Source organism: Actinacidiphila rubida (genome assembly GCF_900110255.1).
Classification (GTDB): domain Bacteria; phylum Actinomycetota; class Actinomycetes; order Streptomycetales; family Streptomycetaceae; genus Actinacidiphila; species Actinacidiphila rubida.
Map to the genome: position 1 here is coordinate 97935 of NZ_FODD01000010.1, position 19884 is coordinate 117818.

The window sequence follows — 19884 nt, forward strand, 5'->3', positions numbered from 1 at the left end:
ACCCCACTCGTGACGTGTTCGTGACCAACCGGGCTCATCGTCATCATGCGGCGACCCCAGGCTCGGTTGTCATGCGTTCGGTACAGCAGCGGGGACCCGTTCCGCCCACCTTGAGCACCGTGACCGCCCACCCCACCGGTGGCCCGACCCGAGGCGCGCGGCGCCAGAGCCGCCGCCGGCGGGGCCGCGGCTGCCTGACCGGCCTGGTGGTGGTCGCCGGCCTGCTCGGCTGGGCACTGGTCGCCCTCGACGGCAGGGGCGGCGACGCCGCGAGCCCCGCGCCCCGGGACATGCCGCCCGGCGGCGCCACAGCCGGCGTGCGGCCTCCCGGGGACACCCGCGCTCCCGCCGCGTCGCCGCGGAAGCCGGGAGCCACGTCCGGGCCGACCGCGCGCGGCGTGCCGGCGACGGGCAGCGGTGACTTCGCCGCCGCACAGGCGACCGGCGCGCGGGTCGGCGACGGCGGTCATCTGCTGCGCTACGAGGTGCTGGTCGAGACCGGAACCGGCATCTCGCCCGCACGGGCGGCCGAGGAGATCGCCGGCATCCTGGGCGCGCCCCGCGGCTGGACGACGAAGGGCGCCGCCTCGTTCCAGCTGGTCGGCAGCGGCCAGCCGCACGACCTGACGGTGCGGATCGCGACCGCCGGGACGGCGGACGCGCTGTGCTGGGCGGGCATTCACCAGGACACCGAGGGCGAGTACAACTGCGAGGTGCCCGGCGGTGTCGTGGTCAACCTCAAGCGCTGGGTCCAGGGTTCGCCCACGTTCGACGGCCCGATCCACGACTACCGGGCGCTGATCATCAACCACGAGATGGGCCACTTCCTGGGCTACGGGCACATGGGCTGCCCCGGTCCCGGCCGCCCGGCCCCGGTGATGATGCAGCAGATCAAGGGCCTGCACGGATGCGTGGCCAACGCCTGGCCCTACGACAGCGCCGGCCGGTTCGTCCCGGGCCCTCCGGCGACGTGAACCGGTGCCGTCCGCGGCTCGGATGCGAAATGCCCCATGTGAGGGCAAAGTGTGCCAAGAGGGCTGCGCCGCAACGCCCCTTGCCCCGCAGGCCCTCCCACCCGCCACGACACACACAGAGGACGGAATCACCCATGGCAACGTTCACCACCTCTGACGGCACCGAGATCTTCTACAAGGACTGGGGAAGCGGCCGTCCCGTCGTCTTCAGCCACGGCTGGCCGCTCAACGCCGACGCGTGGGACGACCAGCTGCAGCTGGTGGCCGACCACGGCTACCGCGCCATCGCGCACGACCGCAGGGGCGGCGGTCGCTCGGGCCAGACGTGGGACGGCAACGACCTCGACACCTACGCGGACGACCTCGCGCAACTGCTGGAGCACCTGGACCTCAAGGACGTCGTGCTCGTCGGCCACTCCACCGGCGGCGGCGAGGTGGCGCGGTGCGCCGCCGGGCGTGGCGCGCCCCGGGTGTCGAAGCTGCTGATGCTCAGCGCGATCCCGCCGCTGATGCTCAAGACCGACAGCAACCCCGAGGGCCTGCCGATCGAGGTGTTCGACGAGATCCGCAAGGGCGTCGCCACCGACCGGTCGCAGTTCTACCAGGACCTCAGCGAGGCCTTCTACGGCGCCAACCGCAAGGGCAACAAGGTCTCGCAGGGCGTCCGGGACATGTTCTGGCTGTGGAGCATGACGGTCGGCATCAAGGGCGCGTACGACTGCGTCAAGGCGTTCTCCGAGACCGACCTCACCGAGGACCTCAAGCGCATCGCCGTCCCCACGCTGATCATCCACGGCGACGACGACCAGATCGTGCCGATCGTCGCGGCGGGCGAGAAGTCGGTGAAGCTCGTCAAGGACTCCGTGCTGAAGGTGTACCCGGGCGCACCGCACGGCCTGATGGCCGTCGCGCCGTTCAAGGAGATGTTCCACCAGGACCTCCTGGAGTTCCTCGCCGCCTGACGCCTGCCCGTACCGCTCCCAGGAGGCCGGCGCGCCCATGGCCGACGCCGTAGAGACCGCCGACGCCGCCGAGGCGGTCGTGCCCGCGGCCGGCCGCCCGGCGCTCTTCCCCCGGCTGTTCTGCCGCCCGCGCACCGCCGGGCTGCACGCGCTGTGGATGACCGCGCTGGTCGCCGGGGGCGGCATGGCGGGCGCGATCGCGCGCGCCGGAGTGGGGGAGCTGGGCACGGACCCCGCCACCGGCTTCCCCTGGATCACCTTCGGCGTGAACATCGCCGGGTGCGGCGCCATGGGCGTGCTGATGGCGGCGCTGCACCGGGTGAGGCGCGCGCCGATGTGGGGCGGCCCGGTGCTGGGCAGCGGGTTCCTCGGCGGCTTCACCACCTTCTCGTCCTTCGCGGCCGACACCCAGCGGCTGCTGGGCGACGGCCACGCCGGCACCGGCCTGCTCTACGCCGCCGGGACGGTCGCCGGAGCGCTCGCCGCCTGCGCGGGCGGCCGGGCGCTGACCGCGTGGCTGCTTCACGGCCGGACCCGCGGCGACGCCCCGTGACCGGCCCCGACTGGGGCTGGCTGGCGCTGGGCGCCGCGGTCGCCTCGCCCGTGCGCTACTGGGCCGGCGTGCTGGCCAAGTCCTCGGGAGCGCGGCCCTTCCCGGCCGGCACGTTCGCCGTCAACATGGCCGCGAGCCTGCTGCTGGGCATCGCGCTGGAGATGCGGCTGCCGCAGGCGTGGATCCAGTCGCTCCTCGCCACAGGCTTCTGCGGGGCACTGTCCACGTGGTCCACGCTCGCCTGGGAGACGACCGGCTTCGTCCGCGCCCGCATGACGCTTCTGGCGGCGGCCTACCTCGCCGCGTCCGTCGCCGCCGGCGTGCTCCTCGCCTGGGCCGGCACGGCCGTCGGCCGCCAGGTCTGGGGCTGAACCCCGCCGTGCCCTGCGGTGGCAGGGGGACGCCGCACGAAACGGCCGGCGGGAGCGCCGGAGGATCTCCACGGCGTGCGGTCCGGTCGCGGCCGCCCGGGGCGGGCGGGGTGGCGGAGGCTGCGCGTCAGTGCGTCGAGGGTCCGGGACGGGCGGCACGGGCCGGTCCGGTCCGGCGGCCGCCGCTCCGGCGGGGCGGACCGGCAGGGCCTGCGGTCTGTCGTGTGGATATCCGTGGCGTCGCGGCGTCCGGCACGCACATCCGCCGACGCGTTCCCGTCGGTCGACGACGCTCCGCGTCGCCTCCCTCCTCCGTCTCGCAGCCGCACCGCACCGGACACCGCTCCTTCACCCACGGAGATCCACCCGGCAGACCGTAGGGTCGGCGGCACTGACCGGTGCGCGAGGACGGACGAACGTTGGATGCTTCCGCGGTGAACGACGGCACCACTGGCGACGGGTCGCCGGAGGGCGAAGGCCAGGGCGAGAGCGAGGGCCGGCGGCGGGGCGGCGGTGGGGCGGACGCGTCCGACGCCGAGGCCGGCGGCGCCGGCTACCGGCGTTCGGCGGGGTCGCCGCGCGGCGAGGCACGGAAGAAGGACCTGCTCGAACGCGTCACCGACGACCTCGCCGCCAACGGCCTGGTGGACTTCTCCCTGCGGCGGGCCGCCCGGGCCGCGGGCACCACCCACAAGGTGCTGCTCTACCACTTCGACGGGGTGGAGGACCTGCTGCGGCAGGCCGTCGGAGGGCTCCGCGACCGGCGCATCGCGAACGCGCTCGCGGCGGTCGCGGGCCCGCCCGAGCGGTCGCTCGGCGACCGGGTCCGCGAGGTGTGGCGCGTCCTGGTCGAGGAGGAGCCGGGCCTGTCCCTCGTCCTCGACCAGGCGATGGGCCTGGCCATGTACGACCGCGCGCGCTACGGCGACCTCAGCCGGCACGCCTCCGGGCAGTACCTGCCCTTCCTGATGTCCGTCTGCCCGCAGCGGTGGACCGGGCAACGGCGGGTCGAGGTCGCCGAGATGATCCTGGCGACCCTGCGCGGCTTCCTGCTGGAACGGTCGGCCAGCGGCGACGACGCCGGAGTCGCCGCGGGGCTCGAGGCGCTGGTCCGCGCGCTGGACCGCGAGGAGGCCGCCGACGGCGCCCAGGGCGGGGCGTAGGCAGGGGAGGGGGCGGCGTGACACGTTGCGAACCACGTGGTTCACTTGAGAAGAGGGGGAGGCCGGAAGGGTCCCGCCGATCCGCGTGAAGGCAGGCGTGCGCATGTCCATGGAACGCGAGAACGTCCGATTCACCAGCGGCCGCGACGAGTGCGCCGCCTGGTACTACCCGGGGACCGACGGGTCCTGCGTGATCATGGCCGGCGGCCTCGCGGTGACCAAGGAACCCGGCACCGACCAGTTCGCCCGCCGTTTCCAGGAGGCGGGACTCGGCGTCCTCGCCTTCGACTACCGCGGCATCGGCGAGAGCGGCGGCCGGCCCCGCCAGGTGCTGCCGATGCGGCGGCAGCGCGCCGACTGGCACGCGGCCCTCGCCTTCGCCCGCACCCTGCCCGGCGTCGATCCCGCGAGGATCGCCCTCTGGGCGTTCTCCGCGTCCGGCGGGCACGTGCTGCGGGTGGCCGCCGAGACCCGCGACGACGCGGTGCCGCCGGCCGCGGTGGTCGCGCAGACGCCGAACGTCGGCGGTTTCGCCGCCACCCGCCACACGACGCGGCATCAGAAGCCCCTGGCCATGCTGCGGTTCACCGCGCGCGGTGTGCTCGACGCGCTCGGCGGGCTCGTCGGGCGGGCGCCGCTGCTCGTACCGCTCAACGGCCGGCCAGGCGAGGTCGCCCTGATCACGACACCCGACGCCGCGGACACCGGTCCCGCCCTCAACCCCGGTGGCCGCTACCCCGAGTGGCGCCAGGAGGTCGCCGCCAGGACGGGTGTCGCCCTGGCCCTCTACCAGCCCGGGCGGTACGCCGCGCGCATCCCGTGCCCGCTCCTCGTCGTCGTCTGCGACCAGGACGCGACGGCGGCGCCGGGCCCCGCGGCAGCGGCGGCACGCAGGGCCCCGCACGGGGACGTCGTGCACCTCCCCGGGGGCCACTACGCGCCCTTCCTCGGCGCCCACGAGCAGGCACTCGCCGCCGAACTCTCCTTCCTCCGAGCCCACTTGCCCGCCGCCGACGCGGCCCCTCTCGCCTGACCCCGGCCCGCCCGCCCCCCGCCCGCCGACACCGTTCCCGTCATGCCGCACTACCCTGCGGGGGATCGCATCGGCGAAGGGGAGGACGGCATGGCCGGAAGGGAACTGCGGTTCGCCGCGTATGCGCCACGGCCGGACGCACGGCCGGACGCACGGCCGGACCCGGTGTCCGCCGTGCTCGCCGAGGCCACCGAGGAGGACGTCCCCGTGCTCGGCGAGCTCCAGGCCCGGGCGCGCGGCGGCGCCGCGGGCGACTGGGCCGACAGCATCCGGCGGGCACTCGGCCGCCGGCAGAGCCTGGTCGTCACGGCGAAGATCGCCGGTGAGGCCGTCGGATACGCGAACGCCGAGTTCCTCCCCGAGCATCCCGTCGACCGAGCCCCGGCCGGCTACTACCTCACCGGCGTCACCGTGGACCCAGACTGGCGGCGCCGCGGCATCGCGACACTGCTGACCCGGCGGCGCATGGACTGGATCCGGGAACGAGACGCGGCGGTGTGGTGCTTCGTCTCCGCGCGCAACGGCGCCTCGCTCGACCTCCACCGCGACCTCGGGTTCCGCCGCGAGCGGCCGGGCGCGTCCTTCCAGGGGGTCGAGTTCGCCGGCGGCGAGGGCTGGCTGCTGCGCGCGGACCCGCCGCGCGCGTGACCGGACCGCGCAGGCCCGGAACCCGACGCGCGGGGACGGTTCGGGACACCGCGGCACGGACGGCGGCCGGGGGCCCCGCCGTTCAAGGGGTGTCGCCCTCCCACTGCCACACCCGCCGGTCACCGGGCCGGGCCCGGTACCAGGCCCGGCCGCCCGCCCCGTAGGCGCCGATCTCCGTCAGCAGCGCGGCGCCGTCCGCCAGGTCGTCGTCGGGACGGCCCGTCACGTCCAGCAGCAGCCCGTCCAGAGGGCCGCCCGCCAGCTCCACGTAGGCGTGGTCCGGCCGCGGTCCGGGATCGGGGTCGTCATGGTCGGCGCCGTACACGCGCCGCATCATCCACCGGGCATCCATGCCACCAGCCTCTCAGCGCCCACTGACACTCCGGCCGGGCGAAGGCCTCCGGCCACGATGCTCTCGCCTTCCTCAAACGACGTGACATCGACGGCCACGCCACCCGATGCTGGGCGTGCGACACGGTGACGGCAGGGGGAGGAACGCATGCAGAGGGACGACACGGCGACCGGGTTCGTCTGGGTGATCGCGGCGATCGTCGTCGTGCTGGCGGTGGTGATCGTCGTCGCCGCGGTACGTGCGGGCCGCGGACGCGGCGGACGCGGCGGACGCGGCGGGCCGGGGGGCCGCGGCGGCGGCGGGCGTGGGCCCTTCGTGCCCGACACCCCGGACGGGCTCGACGGCCTCGGCGACTCCGGCAGCCCTTCCGGGCGCTCCCACCACGGGCACGGGCACGGACACGGCCACGGCCAGGGACACGGGCACGGCTTGGGGCCCGACGGAGGCGGCGGCTCGATCGGGCACGGCGGCGGCCACGGCGGTCACGGGGGCTTCGACGGCGGTGGCGGTCACGGGGGCGGCGGCCACGGATGAACGGAGCTCACCCTCCGCACGCCTGCCGCCTCCAGCGGGGTGGGCCGGAGACGGCAGGCGCGGGACGGCCGGCGGGGGATGCCCCGCTCGGCGCTACTCGGCGGTGAGGAACTCGCCGAGAGACAGAGGCCGGTTCACGATCCGGATGTCACCGATGTTGCCGTGGAAGACGATGTCGGTCTTGCCCGCGTACTCGTGGCCGCCCACCAGCCAGGGCAGGCCGAGCGAGGTGAGGCCGACGGACACGCGGTTCGGGTTGTCGGCGACCGGAGCGCCCTCGACGTACAGCTTGGTGTAGCGGCCGTCGTTGACCACGGCCAGGTGCCACCACTTGAGCTCCACCAGCCCGTGACCCCAGTTGGTCGTCGGGTACGTGTCGTTGAGCGGGTAGTGGTTGAACTGCGGCTCGCGGCCGTTGTTCGAGATGGCGAACTGGACCACCGGCTCGTTCGGGTCGGTGTTCTTGCCCTGCTTGCCCGCGGACCCGGCGGAGCCGCGGCGGCTGAGGATCGACGCCCAGCCGTTGTTGCCCGCGTCCCAGTCGAGCGGCATGGAGACGAACGTCTCGATGGTGTAGCCGGACCTGAACGTCTCCGCGTTCAGCGGGGCGTTGGCGCCCGTCGTCAGGTACGCGCCGTGCAGCGGGTTGCGGCCGCCCACGAACTTCAGGCTCGCGTGGCCCGGCTGGTCCGGGTGGTGGTCGGTGGACCAGGTGAGCGCGTCGGCCGCGGTGCCCGGCGTCGTCACCACCGTCAGGTCGTTGCCCTTGCCGGACAGGTCGCGGATCGTCCGGCCCGCGGCGAGCGCGCTCCCGGGTGCGCCCTGACCGTCGAAACGCCAGTACGCGAGCGTGCCCTTGACCAGTTCCTTGGCGGCCGGGCGGGAGGGACGGACCGGGATCGGGCGGAAGCCGGCGAACCGCTCGTCGAAGTCGATCGGCACGGAGAAGTTGTCGACCGGGCCGGTGATCCGGGCGTGCTCGGCGGCCAGCTTGGTGCGGGACTCCGGCGCCTGCGCCAGGATCCACGGGTTGATCGTCTCGACGTCGATCGTGTTGCGCACCAGGTCGAAGTGGTACAGCCGGATCATGCCGCCACCGCCGAAGTACCGGTTCTGGTAGTTCGTGATGTGCATGTGGACGTCGTTGCCGGCGTCGTTCTTCGAGGTCATGCGCCCGGGCGGCCAGTAGTGGCCGTTGAGGGTCAGGAAGACCTGGTCGTTGTCCTTGATCAGCTTGTCCCAGACCGTCTGCCCGTAGCCGGAGAGCACGGCGTTGTTCTCGGGGTCGCCGGACTCGTAAGGGAAAACGTTGTCATCGTACGGCGAAGCCACGATGTCGTGGGACGTGAGGATCACCGGCATCTTCGGGTTCGCCTTGATGACCTCGTTGGCCCACGCGAAGCCCTGGTCGCTGGTCCGCCAGTCGAGGGCCAGCACCAGCCAGGACATGCCGGCGGCCTGGAAGATGTGCGCGGTGTTGTAACCGGTCGGGTCGGCGCCGGCGAACGTCTTGGCGCGCTTGAACCGCTGCGGGCCCATGGTCCGCAGGTACGGCGTGTCACCGCGGCTGTCGTCGCCGCTCACGTCGTGGTTGCCGGCCAGCACGCTGTAGCCCGCGCCGTGCGCGTCCAGCATCGCGAAGGCCTTGTCGACCTCCTCGAAGGACGACGGGTCCGCGTCCTCGGTCAGGTCACCGAGGTGCACCATGAAGACGATGTTGTTGTCGGGCGTTCCGCTGTTGTTGATGATGTAGCGGAACGACTCCTCCTGCGGCGTCCGGTTGACGCTGTCCTGGCTGCCCCAGTAGAGGAACTGCGTGTCGGGCATGACGGCCAGGGTGAACTGGAGCGCGGTGGCGTCCGGCCGCCACGGGCCGGTCTTGCCGCTCTGCGCGGTGTCGGCGGCAGCGGCGGCGGCCGCGGGCGTCACGCCGAGGGCGGGCGCGCCGACGCCGATCGCCGCGGCTCCCGCGCCGGCCAGTGCCGCGTTCCGCAGAAAGCCGCGCCTGCTCTGCCCGCTGTGATCGTGTGACGGCGTGTCACCGTGCGTGCACATGGGGGTCCTTCCGGGGTGGTGGTGTCAAACGCAACGAAGCTAACCCGGAAGGGTCCAGACCTGGGCAGACAGGGGATGACGAACAGGGATCGAGTGGCTGACCAGGGCCGGAGCACCCGCCCAACTGTGGACGGCGGGGCGTCACCCGTGCGCGGACAGCGACTGCCGGGGGCGGTCGCGGGCCCGGCGGTCGACCTCGCGGTCACGGCGCGGGCGCCGCGCTGGTGCAGGTGGCGCGGCCGTAGGCGCCGTAGGCGGTGGCGTGCTGAACCGCCGTGCCGTGGAGGGTGAGCGCGCAGGTCGCGTGACCGCCCTCCGGTCCCAGGACGACGGCGACGCTGGCCGGGCCCTTCGCCGCCAGCTCCGCCGTCTGCTGCCAGGGCAGGCGGACGCTGAGGCTGCGGCTCGTGCCGTCGGGCCGGGTGTAGGTGATCCGTGCGGTGCCGCTGCCGGTGACGGCGTAACCGACGGGAACGGTGGGGCGGGCGGCGGTGCCATGGCCGGGGTGCGGGTCGCCGTGCGGCAGCGTCAGCCAGACGGCGCCCGCGGTGGCGACGGCGAGGATCGTGCCGACGGCGGCGCCGGCGCCGATCGAAGGCCGCCGACGCGGAACGGTCCCGGCCTCGGGTGGGACGCCGCCGGTGGCGGCCTCTCCGGATTCGGCCGGCCGGCCGGTATTCGCGAGGGTCAAGGAATGTCCTTTCCTGCCGAACAGTAGTCGCGAGATGCCCGGTTGTTTATACCCGCCGGGTGTGACTTCCGGCAGTGGTGAACGCCGAAACGGAGAATCCCGGGTCCTGTGCGGTGTTCCGCGGGGGAGAACGGAGCGCGGAGTTCCGGTGCAAATGTCCGAACTCAGGTCAAGGTTTGGCAATGCCTGGTTCAATGGAGATCACCTGACGGTGGCCCTGAATGTGCCTCAAATCCGGCCAATGCCGCAGGTGGTGTGACGCTGTGTACTTCCCGTGCCCGATTTGACGGCTAATCAATTGAGGTGGGCGGCTGGTTGACCTCGAGCTCGGGGAAAACCTTGAATCCCGGATCGGTCGGGCGTCCGTGGTCGTGCCGCGGGTGTTTCCAGGCCGTGCGACCAATGCGCCGCCGCGGGCTCCGCCCGATGCCCTGGACGTTTTCAAGCGCCACAACTGGGGCAACGTGGCCGGAGGCGAGCCGCGTGACCATGTCGGCCCCGGTCGTCTGATTCCGCGGAAGGACCTGGCACGGCTGTACACCGACGGGTACGCCCAGGACCTCGACGTCCGGGGCAGCACCACCTTCTGAGCACGAACGGCCCCCACCCACTGGGCCGTTCCCGCTCGGGTTCAGCGTTGTGAGGAGATGACGATCACGTACGCGGGTTCCCCCGGTGCCGGGGACATGAACCGGTCCGCACCGGTGGGTTGGCGTGGAGTGACGCTGCTGGGACTCGCCGGAACGGTCGCCGCCGCCCTGCCCGTCGCCGGCCTGTCCCTGTGGGTGGGAGCCGGAGCGTCGGACCGGACACGGGAGATCGAGGCCGTGGCCGTGGCGGGCGTCGGGCTGCTGCTGGCCGTCCCCGTCCTGGCGGCAGGCCTGCGCGCGATGCGGCGGGCCTGGCCGGGCCGGCCGAAGGCGGTACTGGCCGCGGCGTTCGCGGCCGACCTGGCGGCCATGGTGGCGCTGGACCGGCTGCTGCCGTTCCGCTGGGGACTGCTGAGCTGCCTGCTGTACGCCGCGCCCGCGCTGCTGGTGGCGGCCGCGGTCCTCCTGCGCTCGCGGAGAGCGGTGGTGACGGCGGCGGTGGGCCTCGCCGCCCTCCTGGCACTCGCGGCTCCCGTCCGCGCGCTCCAGCAGCAGGTGGCCGAGCGGGAGTGGGTGCGGACCAGCGGGATCCCCTCCCGGTCACTGGCCCAGGTCGTCTCCTTTCCGGGGATGCGCCAGGACCGGTACGTCTGGGACGGGCACACGCTGACGGCGATGTTCAGCGCTCCCGTCGGCCCTTCCGACGCATGGCTGGCCGCGGAGACGGTACGGCCGGGACATGCCGACCCGTGCGGGCCGGTGCTGACGGCCGACGGCGACGGGACCCGGACGGAGACGCTGGACTGCGTCCAGGAGGCGCCCGGCCTCTGGTACCGCGGCGACCCGGACGACGCCGTCGGGTACGTGCTGCAGCGTTCGGGACTGACCATCACCGTCACCGGGGGCGTCTGGCCCCGCACGCACCGGGCCGCCACCGCGCAGGCCGCCGACGACAGGGCGGCCCTGCGGCGCACCGTGCTGGCCGCCAGGACCGCCACCACCCGCGACCTGTGGACCCGCACCCGGCCCACCCGGCCCACCCTCCTGAGCGCCGTCCTCCTCTGAACGGCGGCCGGCGGGCCCCCGCCGGCCGCCGAGGGAGCTGTGCGGAGGGTGTGACGGTTTCGTGCCGGACAGCGCTCCCTTGGTGGGACCTTCGAGAGGCGCGGTTCCGGGACGCCGCGGCCGGTGGCAGCGGCAGAGGGGGGATGTCATGACGGCCGGTGCGCAGCCTTCGGGGAGTGGCAGGGTCCAGGGCGGCCGGCAGGACGGACCGCGGTGGGCGGCGGAGGCCGTCGCCCTCGTCGCCACGGGCCCGGCCCGTGGCGACCGTGGCGTCCGGCTCGACTACTCGGTGCGCAGCCTGGTGCTGGTCGACCGGATCGTCGAGAGCGCCCGCCGGCAGAACACGCCGTACGAGAAGGTCGCGGGCGTCCTGCTCGGGTTCGGCGCCTACACGGGCGAGGTGCTGGTGAAGGCGGCGGGTGCCCAGTGGGTGGACTTCGACGAGGCCCAGCAGTGCTTCTTCGGGCGGCCGTTCGGGGTGCGGACCCCCGACGGGCGGGTGTGGAACCCGCTGGGAAAGGCGTTCAAACGGTTCCGCCACGGCCCCGAGGAGTCGCTGCACCGGTTCTGCCTGGCGGTGATGGGCCAGGCGCGGATCTGACCGCGGCCCGCCACGGTCGGGGGCTCGCGCCTCCCCGGCCCGGCAGGTCCACACACGCCTGGGGGCGGAGCCGGGTCAACTGCGCGTCGAAGAGGCGTCGTTCGTGGCGGCCGGCGAACCCGACGGTGACGGCGAACCCGACGGTGACGGCGTGGGGGTGAGCATGGACGCGGGTGGGTTGGGTACCTCGGTGAGGTGATGGGTGCCGCCCCATTCGGTGCAGGCCTGGCGTCCGGACGTCAGCACGACGCAGGCCCTGGCCGTCGAGGGACTGGACGCGGCGACCATGTCGCTGAACGTGTCGGTGTCGTAGGTGACCTTCCGCCGGTACGACCGGCCGTCCGTGCCGACGACCTGGGCGACATCACCGGGGACACCCCAACTGATGCGGGACCAGGCGGCCTTGCAGGCGTCGCTGTAGCGCAGCTCCACGTACACCCCGTCGAACCTCTTCTTCGCGGACGTCCACACGTCGCCGCAGCCGGCGTCCCTGGGGTTCATGCCCTCGCAGCTCTGCGCGAAGCAGCTGACGTCGACCTGCCGGGTCGGCGAGTCCGCCGCCGCGCCGTCCTTGCCGTCGCGCCCGCCGGAGGAGCGGCTGAACGCGCCCGCCAGGGCAGCGGCCGACACTCCGGCGGTGACCAGGGCGAGCATCACCGCGGCCGCCCACAGGAGCCGCCGGTCACCGTGGAGCCGGTCACCGAAGCGCCGGCCCGCGGGAAGGCGTTCGGCGACGGGCGGTTCGGGCCGGCCGGCCGGTGCGGCCGCCGGTGTGGCCGCCGGTGGGGCAGTGGGCGCGGACGCGGCTGAGGTGCTCACCCCGGTTCCCGCCCCGCCCGCCCCGGGTGCCTCGCCCTCGCGCCACGCACTGTTCGCCAGGTCCCACAATGCGTTGAGCCGAGCCGGGTCGGCTTCGGCGAGCTTGCCGAGCGACGTCACCGCGTGCTGCGGCGGCAGGGCCTTGCCGTTGAGATACCGTTCCCAGGACGACTTGCTGTACGGGGTGCGGTGGGCGAGAGCCGACAGGCTGAGCCCGGTGCGGTCCGTCAACACCCGTAATTCGAGCACAAGACGCCGGACGTCCGAGGCGAGACCGTCGGGTAACGGTTTGCGTCCAGTCACGCACGCCTCCGGCGATCGTGCACATCGTTCTCCATGTCGAGTCCCCAAGTATGGCGTGCCGTACAGCTGGTAGCGATGATTGCGCACAACCGACCCTGGAATGAAGCAGAGTTGACATCATGACGGTGCGACGGTCGCAAGGGCTGCGACGTGCGTCGCTGTCCGTGGTGCTGCTGGGAGCGGTGTGCGCGGGCGCCGGGGCCGCGCCGGACCATCGGCCGAGCGGGCTCCACGGCGAACTCGTCGCCGCCGGCCTCACCACCGCCGGGCAGCTGACGGTCGGCGGCACCCCGCCGAGCGACCTGGTCGGCCTGTGGCAGAGCGTGCTGTGGGCCGACGGGTACGCCGCGCCGTCGTCCGTCACCTGCGCCTACGACGAGGCGACCGCCGCCGCCACCCGCATCTGGCAGAACAACCACCAGCTGAGCCCGGACGGGATCGTCGGGCCGGCCACGTGGGGCGTCGCGGCCGAACGCATCGCCCCCGCCGGCCGGTGGATGGCCTACCTCGGCGAACGCCACGGCCTCCCCCTGCGGTTGGACGGCGACGGAACCTACGAGGTGTACGACGGTGGCCGGTTCCACCGGCTGCGCACGGACATCGTCACGCTCACGCACTGCCGCTGACGTCGTCGACCCAGCTGTCGTAGCGCGCGACGCCGAGCTGGTGGCCGCGGACGACGACGGTGGCCCGCGTCGCGTCCGGCCCGCTGCCCACCATGGTCGTGTACGCACCGCCCGCCGCGGCCGGCCGCTCGTCGCCGCCGGTCGTCGCGATCCGCAGCCCGGTCGTCCCCGCCGGGGCGTCGACCTCGGCCCAACTCGCCCGGCAGGACGGGCTGTACCGCAGGCTCAGCACGTGCCCGTAGGCGCGCATGCGGTGGACGGCGACACTGTCGCGGTCGCACTTCTCGCGGTACGGGTCCAGGTTCCGGCAGCCGCCCGCCCGGCACCCGGCGGCCGCCTGGTCCCCCGCGTCGCGCAGGTCCCACGGCCAGGCCGGCGCGCCGGAGGGCGCGCCCGCCGGCGCACCGGTTCCGGCGCCGTCGTCCCACGGCCCGGCGAGCAGCACGGCGGCCAGCAGCGCGCAGGCCGCGCCGGCGGCGGTCAACGCTCCCTTGCGGTCCCGCGTGCGGCCGGTCCGGGGCGGTGGCGCGGCGGGTGCGGGGCCGGCCGCGCGTGCCGGCCGGGAAGGGCCGGGCGGGCGGTCGGTGTCGTCGGCCGGGTGGTCGCCGGGGAGGTCCGTGCCGTCCGGCGGGGGGTCGGTGCCACCGGCCGCGCTCTCGCGCGTCCAGACGTCGGCCGCCGACTCCCAGAGCACGCGCAGGTGTTCGGCGTCCGCCTGGGCCAGGCGTCCCAGGCCCGCGACCGCCGGCCAGGGCGGCAGCCGCCGGCCGCTGAGGTAGCGCAGCCAGGAGCTGCGGCTGTACCCGGTCCTGGCGGCGAGGGCCGCGCTGTTCAGCTCGCAGCGGTCCACGTACTGCCGCAGCTCGCGTACCAGCCGGGCCGCCTCCGGCGGAAGGTCGGCCCGTAGCGGCTGCCAGCGTCCCACGTCGGCGCCCTCCCCTTCTCCGGCGTCCCAACTGTCCCACAGGTGTCCCGTTCCGACGCCCGACCGTCAGGCGTTCGCGCAGGTCAGCGAGCATTCCGTCCCCGGAATGAGGCATCGGGCGCCAGACGCTGGCCCGTGCCGCCCGCCCGCTCCAGACTCGGAACCGGCACCAGCGCCACGGCCCCACCAGGACCCGTGCGCGGAACGTCCCGCCGGGAGGGGCGGTCGCCTCGGCGGTCCTGGGGGCCGCGGACGCTGGTGCACTCGGCCAGGAACCGGGACCGGGACCGGCCGCCGAGGTGCGGCGCCACGAATGCGGCTTCGCGCGAGGCCGCGAGCACCGCCCGGGGAAGCGGCCGCGGGCGCGCACCACTTCATGCACGGCACGGGGAAACGGCGGGGAGCACAGCACATGACGGCCGATGGGGGCTCGTCCGGCGCGGACGAGCGCGAGACAGCGAACGCTTCGGCGACCACGACGGGCAAGCGGCGCAGGCCGCCCGCGGTGAGACGGCCGGGCATGCGTGCGAGGCGCCGCCCCCGGGGCACCGAACGCCCGGCGGTTCCGGAGGGCACCAGCGCCGCCCCGCTGGTCACGCGGACGGCGGGCCACCCGGCGGATCGCCGGCACATCGACCTCTGGCCGGTGCGGCTGTCGCTGGTCGAACCGCCGGCGCGGCCCGGCGCGACGGAGGTCGCGGGCCCGTACGCGGAGGGCGTGCCGCGGACCTGGCACCTGGTCTTCGCGACCCGCGGGCCTCTCGTCGTCGAACCCGAACGGCGGGTCGTCCGGCTGGAGTCCGGCAGCGTGATGCTGTGGGAGCCCGCGGCGCCCACCGAGCCGCTGCACCTGTCCGCCTGCACGGCCGCCGGCCCCCCGGCCCACGCGCTGGTCCTGCACCTTCCCGAGGCCGCGCTGGCGGTGACCGGTGAGGCGCTGCGGGACCTGTCCGGCCGTCCCGTCCCCACCGGTTCGGGCCCCGCGGCCCTCCTGGCGTCGTTCGTCCACGCCCTCGCCGCCCACACGCCCGCCCCCGAGGTCCGGCACGGTGGCTGGCTCGGCTCCGCCGCGGTCAACCTCGTGACCGCCTTCCTCGACAGCGAGACCGGGTCACCGCAGGACACTTCTGGCCCTCAACCGCTCTCCGCCGCAGCCGAGTTCACCCCGTCGGCCACCGATGTGCTGCTGCGGGAGATCAAGACGCACATCGAACGGCACCTCGGCGATCCTGACCTGTCGCCGACCGCGATTGCCGCGGCCGCGCACATCTCGGTGCGCTACCTGCACCACCTTTTCCAGCGGGACGGCCGCACCGTCGGAGCGTTCCTGCGGGAACGCCGCCTGGAGCACTGCCGGGCCGAACTGTCCGATCCGGCGCACGCCGGCCGCGGCGTCTGCGAGATCGGGCGACGCTGGGGTTTCCGCGACCCCGCGGTCTTCAACCGCACCTTCAAGTCCGCCTACGGCGTCACCCCGGGCGCCTTCCGCACCGAGCGCCTGCGTCCCGGCCGGCGGCCCTGACACCCCTGCCGCACAGCCGTGGTGAAGCGTGCGGGTTCCGGCCTGGACGCTCCTCGCCCACCCTGCGCGTGGCATGGCGCTCACTCGTACGGAGGCGAGTAGTGCGGACTGGTGATGGCCTTGAACCCCGCTTCCAGTTCCTGGGACTTGTACGCGTCCAGGAGTTCCGAGACACGCGCCCCGTCCGTGCCGCCGACGGTGTACCTGGTCAGATCTCCGCTGAGCACCTCGCGCAGGGTGTTGCGGTCCGTTGCCTGGTCACCGGTGAGGTGGACCAGGTGGTTCGAGGGGTCGCGGAGCTGGTTCCGCATGGCGAGCAGGGTGAGGGTCTGGGCGAAACCCCCGAGGGCGAGTTTCTCGTTCATCCCGTCGGTGTCGGGATACCTGCCTGCCGACAGACCGAGGTTCTCGATGATCGGGTCGTTCGCCGAGACCACGCTCTGCACGGTGCCCAGGGCCGCTGAGAACGCGATCTTGGCGCCCCATGCCTCCGGTTCCAGGGGACCGGCGAGAAGGAAGACCGCGTTCACGTAACCGCCCTGGACCATGCTCTTGACGAGTGCGTCATCGGGCTGGGAGTCATGCAGCGCTTTGAGGAAGAGCGCCAGGTCCTCGCCGTTCTGCGCGCCCGCGATGTGCTCCCACTCCTCCAGGCCGTCGCGCGAGAAGTCGGTCGGCGCCGGGACGCTGTTCAGCATGCCCGTGCCGTAGAAGGCGCGGACCGGGCCGATCAGCGACTTCCAGTCACTGTTGGAGAGCTTCGGCGCTCCGCTCCCGAACAGCCCGAGGGACACCTTGTGCATGAGCTCGCGGGCGGCCTGCGGAGAGCGCTCGCAGTTCATCGCGGTCTGGAGGACGGCCATCACCTTGCCGCTGTACTGCCGGTCCCCGTAGAACATCTCGCGCACCTCGGCCGGCGTCAGGGCCTTGGCGAAGTGGTAGGCCGCCGACGGGTTGGCGGCGAGGGCGTCGAGCAACTGAGCCTTCTGCTCACTGGTCATCCGGTAGAAGGGGCTGGTCGGGCTTTCGGGACCGCCGACCACCGCCGGGATGCCGATCCGCGCCGCGACCATCGCCGTGGTGTGCGGACTGACGGCCCCGCTGGAGTACGCACTGATCAGAGCCGGGATGCCGCCGAGTGCCAGAACCGTGGTGAGAAGCGGTTGAAGGGTCAGCGCGTTGAAGAACCCCGCGCAGAAATACGGGTCGTTGGCGTGCTTGGCCAGTTCCTCCACGATCGGCCGGGCGGCGTCGGGGTTGTCGCGGTCACCGAGGTCCTGAAGCGGCGTGAGCCTGGCGGCCAGCGCGGCGCCTGCCCTCATCTTCGCCTGGTTCTGCGCCAGCAGCTGGGTGTAGGCGGTGTCGACGTCCGATTCGTGCGCCCTGACCAGACCGCCGGGACCCAACGCGCCGCCGTGCTGCGTGGCCTGGAACGCGCGCGCGACGTCGTGGACGTCCCGGTCGGTGTAGTAGGCCCGGGAGATCGCCACCGCGACCTCACCGTCCAGATCGACGCAGGGCTGACCGGTGTTCTGGTAGGCCAGCAGCGCGGGGGTCAGCACGCTCCTGACCCAGTTCTGGAGCTCCTGGGCGGCCGCGGTGCACGTCGCGGAGTACTTGATGAGGTTCTCAGGAATCGCCGACACCATGGACGGGGCACTTTCTCCTCAGTGATGGGGTTTCCGGTCGTCGGCCAGGACCTGGGCGACCGATTTCTGGAGGGAGGCCGCCGCCGTCTTGAGAGCGACCAGCGCGTCGTGCTGCTGCTTGAACGTGGTGTCGAAATTCCGCCGCTTCGCCCCCTGCCAGTTGTCGCTGTGCGGATGGCCGAGCAGCGCCTTCCTCTGGTCGGTCCGCAGACGGATGAAGACGTCCAGCTTGGCGATGAGCTGTGTCAGTTGCTGATCGAGCCAGTAGGCCGCTCGCGGTGGCGTGGTCTCGGCCATATCGCCGCTCCATCCGGTAGAGGTCGGTGACGAGTGGGTCCCCGCCGGGCGGGAGGTTCACGACCGCAGCTCGGACCAGGTTTGGGTGCCGACCTCGCCGTCGACCGTGAGGTGGTGGGCGCTCTGGAACTTCTTGACCTCGGTCAGGGTGTCGGCGCCGAAGTCGCCGTCCACGCCGGCGGGGCCGATGTTGTAGCCCCGGGCCCTCAGGATGCACTGGACCTCCTTGACCCGGGAGTTCTTCTGGCCGAAGCGGGTGAGCGCGGTGCCGGAGTAGTAGGTGCAGCGCTTCCAGGCCGGGGTGGTGGCGGGCGGCGGGGCGGGCTTCGTGGTCGGCGCGGCGGTGGTCGTCGGGGCGGCCGGCGGCGGGTCGGGCGGCAGGTCGGGCGGCGGGGCCGGTGCGTGGCCACCGGTCGTGCCGTTCCCGGGGACGCCCGGGACCGTGACGGTGACGACGGCCGTCGCGCCCTTCGTGGGCCGGGGCGTCGGCGTCCTGGTCATGGCCGGAGTGCGGGCGGACGTCGTGGCCGCAGCGGCGGGGTGGGTGCCGGTGGGCCCGGACGCGGCCCGCTGTCCGCTCGCGCCGCCGCCGGAGGCCGCCAGCGCCACGGCGGCACCGGCGACCGCGACCGCGACCGCCGCCGCGACGGCCAGCGGCCAGCGGCGCCGACGGGCCGGCCGGTCCGCCGGTTCCTCCGGCCTGGTGCGCCGCAGGATCGTCAACTGCTCCATGGGCTCGACCGCCTGGGCCGTGCCCGTCCAGCCGGCACGGGCCGCGATGGTGTCGGCGATCGTGGCGGGCCACCCGGGGTCGCCGGCGTGCCCGCCGGTGGTCTCGACGACGTCCTGCGGAGTCGGCCGCTGCCGCGGGTCCTTGTCCAGGCAGCGGCCGACCAGTGCGGCGAGGTCCACGTCGCGGCGGGCGGCATCGGCGAGGACCTGGGCGCTGGGCGGGGCGTAGATGATGCGGTGGACGACATCGCCGGTGGTGCCCTCGCCGAAGGGCCCTGAGCCCGTGACGGCCACGGCGAGGACCGAGCCGAGGGAGAACACGTCCGAGGCCGTGCCCACGTCGCGTCCCTCGGCCTGTTCCGGCGACATGAACGCGGGCGTGCCCAGGTGCTGACCGGTCATGGTGAGCGAGCTGGCGTCGGCGGTGTGCGCGACGCCGAAGTCGATGAGGCGCGCCCCGTCCGGGCCCAGCAGGACGTTGGACGGTTTGAGGTCCCGGTGGACGATGCCGACGGCGGCGATCGCGGTGAGCGCCTGGGCGATCTGGTGCCCCAGCCGCCAGACGACCGGCGCGGGCAGCGACCCGCACCGCACGACGGCGTCGGCAAGGCTCAGCCCGGGCACGAAGGCGGTCGCCATCCAGAGCAACTCGTCCCGGTCGTAGCCGGAGTCCAGCAGTTCGGCGGTGTACGCGCCGTGCACCCGGCGCACCGCCTCGACCTCGCGCTCGAAGCGGCGGCGGAACCGCTCGTCCTCCGCGTACTCCGAGCGGATCACCTTGACGGCCACCAGCGACGCCGCCCCGTACGTGCCCTCGATGTCCGCGTCCCGCCCGAGGTACAGCCGCCCCATCCCGCCGCCGCCCAGCCGGGCGAGCACCCGGTAGGGGCCGATGGCGGCCGGGTCGGACCGGCGCAGCGGCGCGGCGCCCAGCAGCGCGAGGTCGTCCTCGGACAGCTCGCCTCCGATCGGCTGACCGGCACCGGAAGCGGCGGGGTTCGTCTCGGACATGCGGTGTCCTGGGTCCTCTCGGAGTTCTTGGTCCCGGTTCTTCGCCCGGCCTGCTCGCGGGTTACGCGCCGCCCGCCTGCGAGATGTTGGTGAGGATCTTCTGGACCTGCTGCTGCAGGTGTTCCAGCGACGCCCTCATCTTGTCGAGGTCGCCCCGGGCCTGCGGCCACACCTCGCCCCTGAACCGCTGCGCCAGCGGACCGTCCCACTGGTTGGGGTCGCTCAGCGTCTGCCCGTGGCTGTTGAGCTGCTGGATGAGCCCCGGCAGCTGGTTGGTGATGAGGCTCATCATCTTCCCGGCCTCCTGGTGGGCCAGGTCCGTGGACTTCACGGTCGCCATCGCTGTTCCTTTCGCAGGCCATTGCCGTCACGGACAGTCTCGGCCGCCGTGCCCGAGCTGTCGTTGAC

At 73.6% G+C, this 19884-nt stretch carries 21 protein-coding genes; 12 read left to right on the top strand and 9 right to left on the bottom strand.

Going from position 1 to position 19884, the window contains the following annotated elements; translation table 11 throughout:
• The first annotated feature begins 119 nt into the window (after window positions 1–119).
• The 7 genes from BMW99_RS12315 to BMW99_RS12345 all read left to right on the top strand — a co-directional run bounded on the left by BMW99_RS12315 (window position 120) and on the right by BMW99_RS12345 (window position 5704).
• On the top strand, window positions 120–974 hold the full coding sequence (locus BMW99_RS12315; RefSeq protein WP_245791404.1) for a DUF3152 domain-containing protein: 855 nt from the start codon (window positions 120–122) through the stop codon (window positions 972–974).
• A 134-nt stretch (window positions 975–1108) separates the two neighbouring features.
• Complete coding sequence (locus BMW99_RS12320; RefSeq protein ID WP_069466077.1) at window positions 1109–1936, top strand: alpha/beta fold hydrolase; 828 nt, start codon at window positions 1109–1111, stop codon at window positions 1934–1936.
• A gap of 37 nt (window positions 1937–1973) precedes the next feature.
• A complete protein-coding gene (locus tag BMW99_RS12325; RefSeq protein WP_069466076.1) occupies window positions 1974–2489 on the top strand; it encodes a fluoride efflux transporter FluC in 516 nt (171 codons plus the stop codon).
• Window positions 2486–2860: a fluoride efflux transporter FluC gene (locus BMW99_RS12330; protein WP_069466075.1), complete on the top strand. Its 375-nt coding sequence runs from the start codon at window positions 2486–2488 to the stop codon at window positions 2858–2860. The genes BMW99_RS12325 and BMW99_RS12330 overlap by 4 nt, the downstream gene beginning before the upstream one ends.
• A gap of 434 nt (window positions 2861–3294) precedes the next feature.
• Window positions 3295–4023 carry a TetR/AcrR family transcriptional regulator gene (locus BMW99_RS12335; RefSeq protein ID WP_218159302.1) on the top strand — a complete coding sequence of 243 codons (729 nt, stop codon included), beginning with the start codon at window positions 3295–3297 and terminating at the stop codon, window positions 4021–4023.
• 103 nt (window positions 4024–4126) lie between these two features.
• Entirely contained in the window at window positions 4127–5056 is a 930-nt protein-coding gene (locus BMW99_RS12340) for an alpha/beta hydrolase (RefSeq protein ID WP_075016816.1), read from the top strand.
• Window positions 5057–5098: 42 nt separating this feature from the next.
• Complete coding sequence (locus BMW99_RS12345) at window positions 5099–5704, top strand: GNAT family N-acetyltransferase (protein WP_245791405.1); 606 nt, start codon at window positions 5099–5101, stop codon at window positions 5702–5704.
• Between the two features lie 82 nt (window positions 5705–5786).
• Here the strand turns inward: BMW99_RS12345 and BMW99_RS12350 are convergent, their stop codons facing one another.
• Entirely contained in the window at window positions 5787–6056 is a 270-nt protein-coding gene (locus BMW99_RS12350) for a hypothetical protein (protein WP_069467757.1), read from the bottom strand.
• A gap of 147 nt (window positions 6057–6203) precedes the next feature.
• Here BMW99_RS12350 and BMW99_RS12355 point away from each other — a divergent pair, with 147 nt between their 5' ends.
• Complete coding sequence (locus BMW99_RS12355; RefSeq protein WP_075016784.1) at window positions 6204–6590, top strand: hypothetical protein; 387 nt, start codon at window positions 6204–6206, stop codon at window positions 6588–6590.
• A 93-nt stretch (window positions 6591–6683) separates the two neighbouring features.
• Here the strand turns inward: BMW99_RS12355 and BMW99_RS12360 are convergent, their stop codons facing one another.
• Window positions 6684–8645, bottom strand: a complete 1962-nt coding sequence (locus tag BMW99_RS12360; RefSeq protein ID WP_069467152.1) for a LamG-like jellyroll fold domain-containing protein — start codon at window positions 8643–8645, stop codon at window positions 6684–6686.
• A gap of 202 nt (window positions 8646–8847) precedes the next feature.
• Window positions 8848–9336: a hypothetical protein gene (locus BMW99_RS12365; protein ID WP_079176023.1), complete on the bottom strand. Its 489-nt coding sequence runs from the start codon at window positions 9334–9336 to the stop codon at window positions 8848–8850.
• Between the two features lie 647 nt (window positions 9337–9983).
• On the opposite strand from BMW99_RS12365, the gene BMW99_RS12370 reads away from it, so the two are divergent.
• Together BMW99_RS12370 and BMW99_RS12375 are read left to right on the top strand one after the other, a co-directional pair.
• Window positions 9984–10991, top strand: a complete 1008-nt coding sequence (locus BMW99_RS12370; RefSeq protein ID WP_075016785.1) for a hypothetical protein — start codon at window positions 9984–9986, stop codon at window positions 10989–10991.
• 148 nt (window positions 10992–11139) lie between these two features.
• Window positions 11140–11592, top strand: coding sequence for a hypothetical protein (locus tag BMW99_RS12375; protein ID WP_069467699.1), 453 nt, complete (start codon window positions 11140–11142; stop codon window positions 11590–11592).
• A 75-nt stretch (window positions 11593–11667) separates the two neighbouring features.
• Here BMW99_RS12375 and BMW99_RS12380 read toward each other — a convergent pair whose 3' ends face one another.
• Window positions 11668–12801 carry a helix-turn-helix domain-containing protein gene (locus BMW99_RS12380; protein WP_079176024.1) on the bottom strand — a complete coding sequence of 378 codons (1134 nt, stop codon included), beginning with the start codon at window positions 12799–12801 and terminating at the stop codon, window positions 11668–11670.
• Between the two features lie 32 nt (window positions 12802–12833).
• Between BMW99_RS12380 and BMW99_RS12385 the strand changes: the two genes are divergently transcribed.
• Complete coding sequence (locus BMW99_RS12385; protein WP_075016787.1) at window positions 12834–13340, top strand: peptidoglycan-binding domain-containing protein; 507 nt, start codon at window positions 12834–12836, stop codon at window positions 13338–13340.
• Here BMW99_RS12385 and BMW99_RS12390 read toward each other — a convergent pair.
• The gene (locus BMW99_RS12390) at window positions 13324–14265 is read right to left on the bottom strand and encodes a helix-turn-helix domain-containing protein (RefSeq protein WP_075016788.1); all 942 of its coding nucleotides are present in this window, start codon (window positions 14263–14265) and stop codon (window positions 13324–13326) included. The genes BMW99_RS12385 and BMW99_RS12390 overlap by 17 nt on opposite strands.
• 412 nt (window positions 14266–14677) lie before the next feature.
• Here BMW99_RS12390 and BMW99_RS12395 point away from each other — a divergent pair, with 412 nt between their 5' ends.
• A complete protein-coding gene (locus BMW99_RS12395) occupies window positions 14678–15787 on the top strand; it encodes a helix-turn-helix transcriptional regulator (RefSeq protein WP_141726248.1) in 1110 nt (369 codons plus the stop codon).
• A gap of 80 nt (window positions 15788–15867) precedes the next feature.
• On the opposite strand, the gene BMW99_RS12400 is transcribed toward BMW99_RS12395, so the two are convergent.
• The 4 genes from BMW99_RS12400 to BMW99_RS12415 all read right to left on the bottom strand — a co-directional run bounded on the left by BMW99_RS12400 (window position 15868) and on the right by BMW99_RS12415 (window position 19816).
• Complete coding sequence (locus tag BMW99_RS12400) at window positions 15868–17436, bottom strand: hypothetical protein (RefSeq protein ID WP_069465022.1); 1569 nt, start codon at window positions 17434–17436, stop codon at window positions 15868–15870.
• An 18-nt stretch (window positions 17437–17454) separates the two neighbouring features.
• Entirely contained in the window at window positions 17455–17733 is a 279-nt protein-coding gene (locus BMW99_RS12405) for a hypothetical protein (RefSeq protein WP_069465021.1), read from the bottom strand.
• Window positions 17734–17790: 57 nt separating this feature from the next.
• A complete protein-coding gene (locus BMW99_RS12410; protein WP_075016789.1) occupies window positions 17791–19476 on the bottom strand; it encodes a serine/threonine-protein kinase in 1686 nt (561 codons plus the stop codon).
• A gap of 61 nt (window positions 19477–19537) precedes the next feature.
• On the bottom strand, window positions 19538–19816 hold the full coding sequence (locus BMW99_RS12415) for a hypothetical protein (RefSeq protein ID WP_069463300.1): 279 nt from the start codon (window positions 19814–19816) through the stop codon (window positions 19538–19540).
• Between the last annotated feature and the right edge of the window lie 68 nt (window positions 19817–19884).

Coding starts and splice junctions, on each gene's coding strand:
- BMW99_RS12355 (WP_075016784.1), top strand. CDS start 6,204: ATGCAGAGGGACGACACGGCGACCGGGTTCGTCTGGGTGATCGCGGCG.
- BMW99_RS12350 (WP_069467757.1), bottom strand. CDS start 6,056: ATGGATGCCCGGTGGATGATGCGGCGCGTGTACGGCGCCGACCATGAC.
- BMW99_RS12405 (WP_069465021.1), bottom strand. CDS start 17,733: ATGGCCGAGACCACGCCACCGCGAGCGGCCTACTGGCTCGATCAGCAA.
- BMW99_RS12385 (WP_075016787.1), top strand. CDS start 12,834: ATGACGGTGCGACGGTCGCAAGGGCTGCGACGTGCGTCGCTGTCCGTG.
- BMW99_RS12325 (WP_069466076.1), top strand. CDS start 1,974: ATGGCCGACGCCGTAGAGACCGCCGACGCCGCCGAGGCGGTCGTGCCC.
- BMW99_RS12360 (WP_069467152.1), bottom strand. CDS start 8,645: ATGTGCACGCACGGTGACACGCCGTCACACGATCACAGCGGGCAGAGC.
- BMW99_RS12375 (WP_069467699.1), top strand. CDS start 11,140: ATGACGGCCGGTGCGCAGCCTTCGGGGAGTGGCAGGGTCCAGGGCGGC.
- BMW99_RS12415 (WP_069463300.1), bottom strand. CDS start 19,816: ATGGCGACCGTGAAGTCCACGGACCTGGCCCACCAGGAGGCCGGGAAG.
- BMW99_RS12395 (WP_141726248.1), top strand. CDS start 14,678: ATGACGGCCGATGGGGGCTCGTCCGGCGCGGACGAGCGCGAGACAGCG.
- BMW99_RS12345 (WP_245791405.1), top strand. CDS start 5,099: ATGCCGCACTACCCTGCGGGGGATCGCATCGGCGAAGGGGAGGACGGC.
- BMW99_RS12410 (WP_075016789.1), bottom strand. CDS start 19,476: ATGTCCGAGACGAACCCCGCCGCTTCCGGTGCCGGTCAGCCGATCGGA.
- BMW99_RS12400 (WP_069465022.1), bottom strand. CDS start 17,436: ATGGTGTCGGCGATTCCTGAGAACCTCATCAAGTACTCCGCGACGTGC.
- BMW99_RS12340 (WP_075016816.1), top strand. CDS start 4,127: ATGTCCATGGAACGCGAGAACGTCCGATTCACCAGCGGCCGCGACGAG.
- BMW99_RS12320 (WP_069466077.1), top strand. CDS start 1,109: ATGGCAACGTTCACCACCTCTGACGGCACCGAGATCTTCTACAAGGAC.
- BMW99_RS12370 (WP_075016785.1), top strand. CDS start 9,984: ATGACGATCACGTACGCGGGTTCCCCCGGTGCCGGGGACATGAACCGG.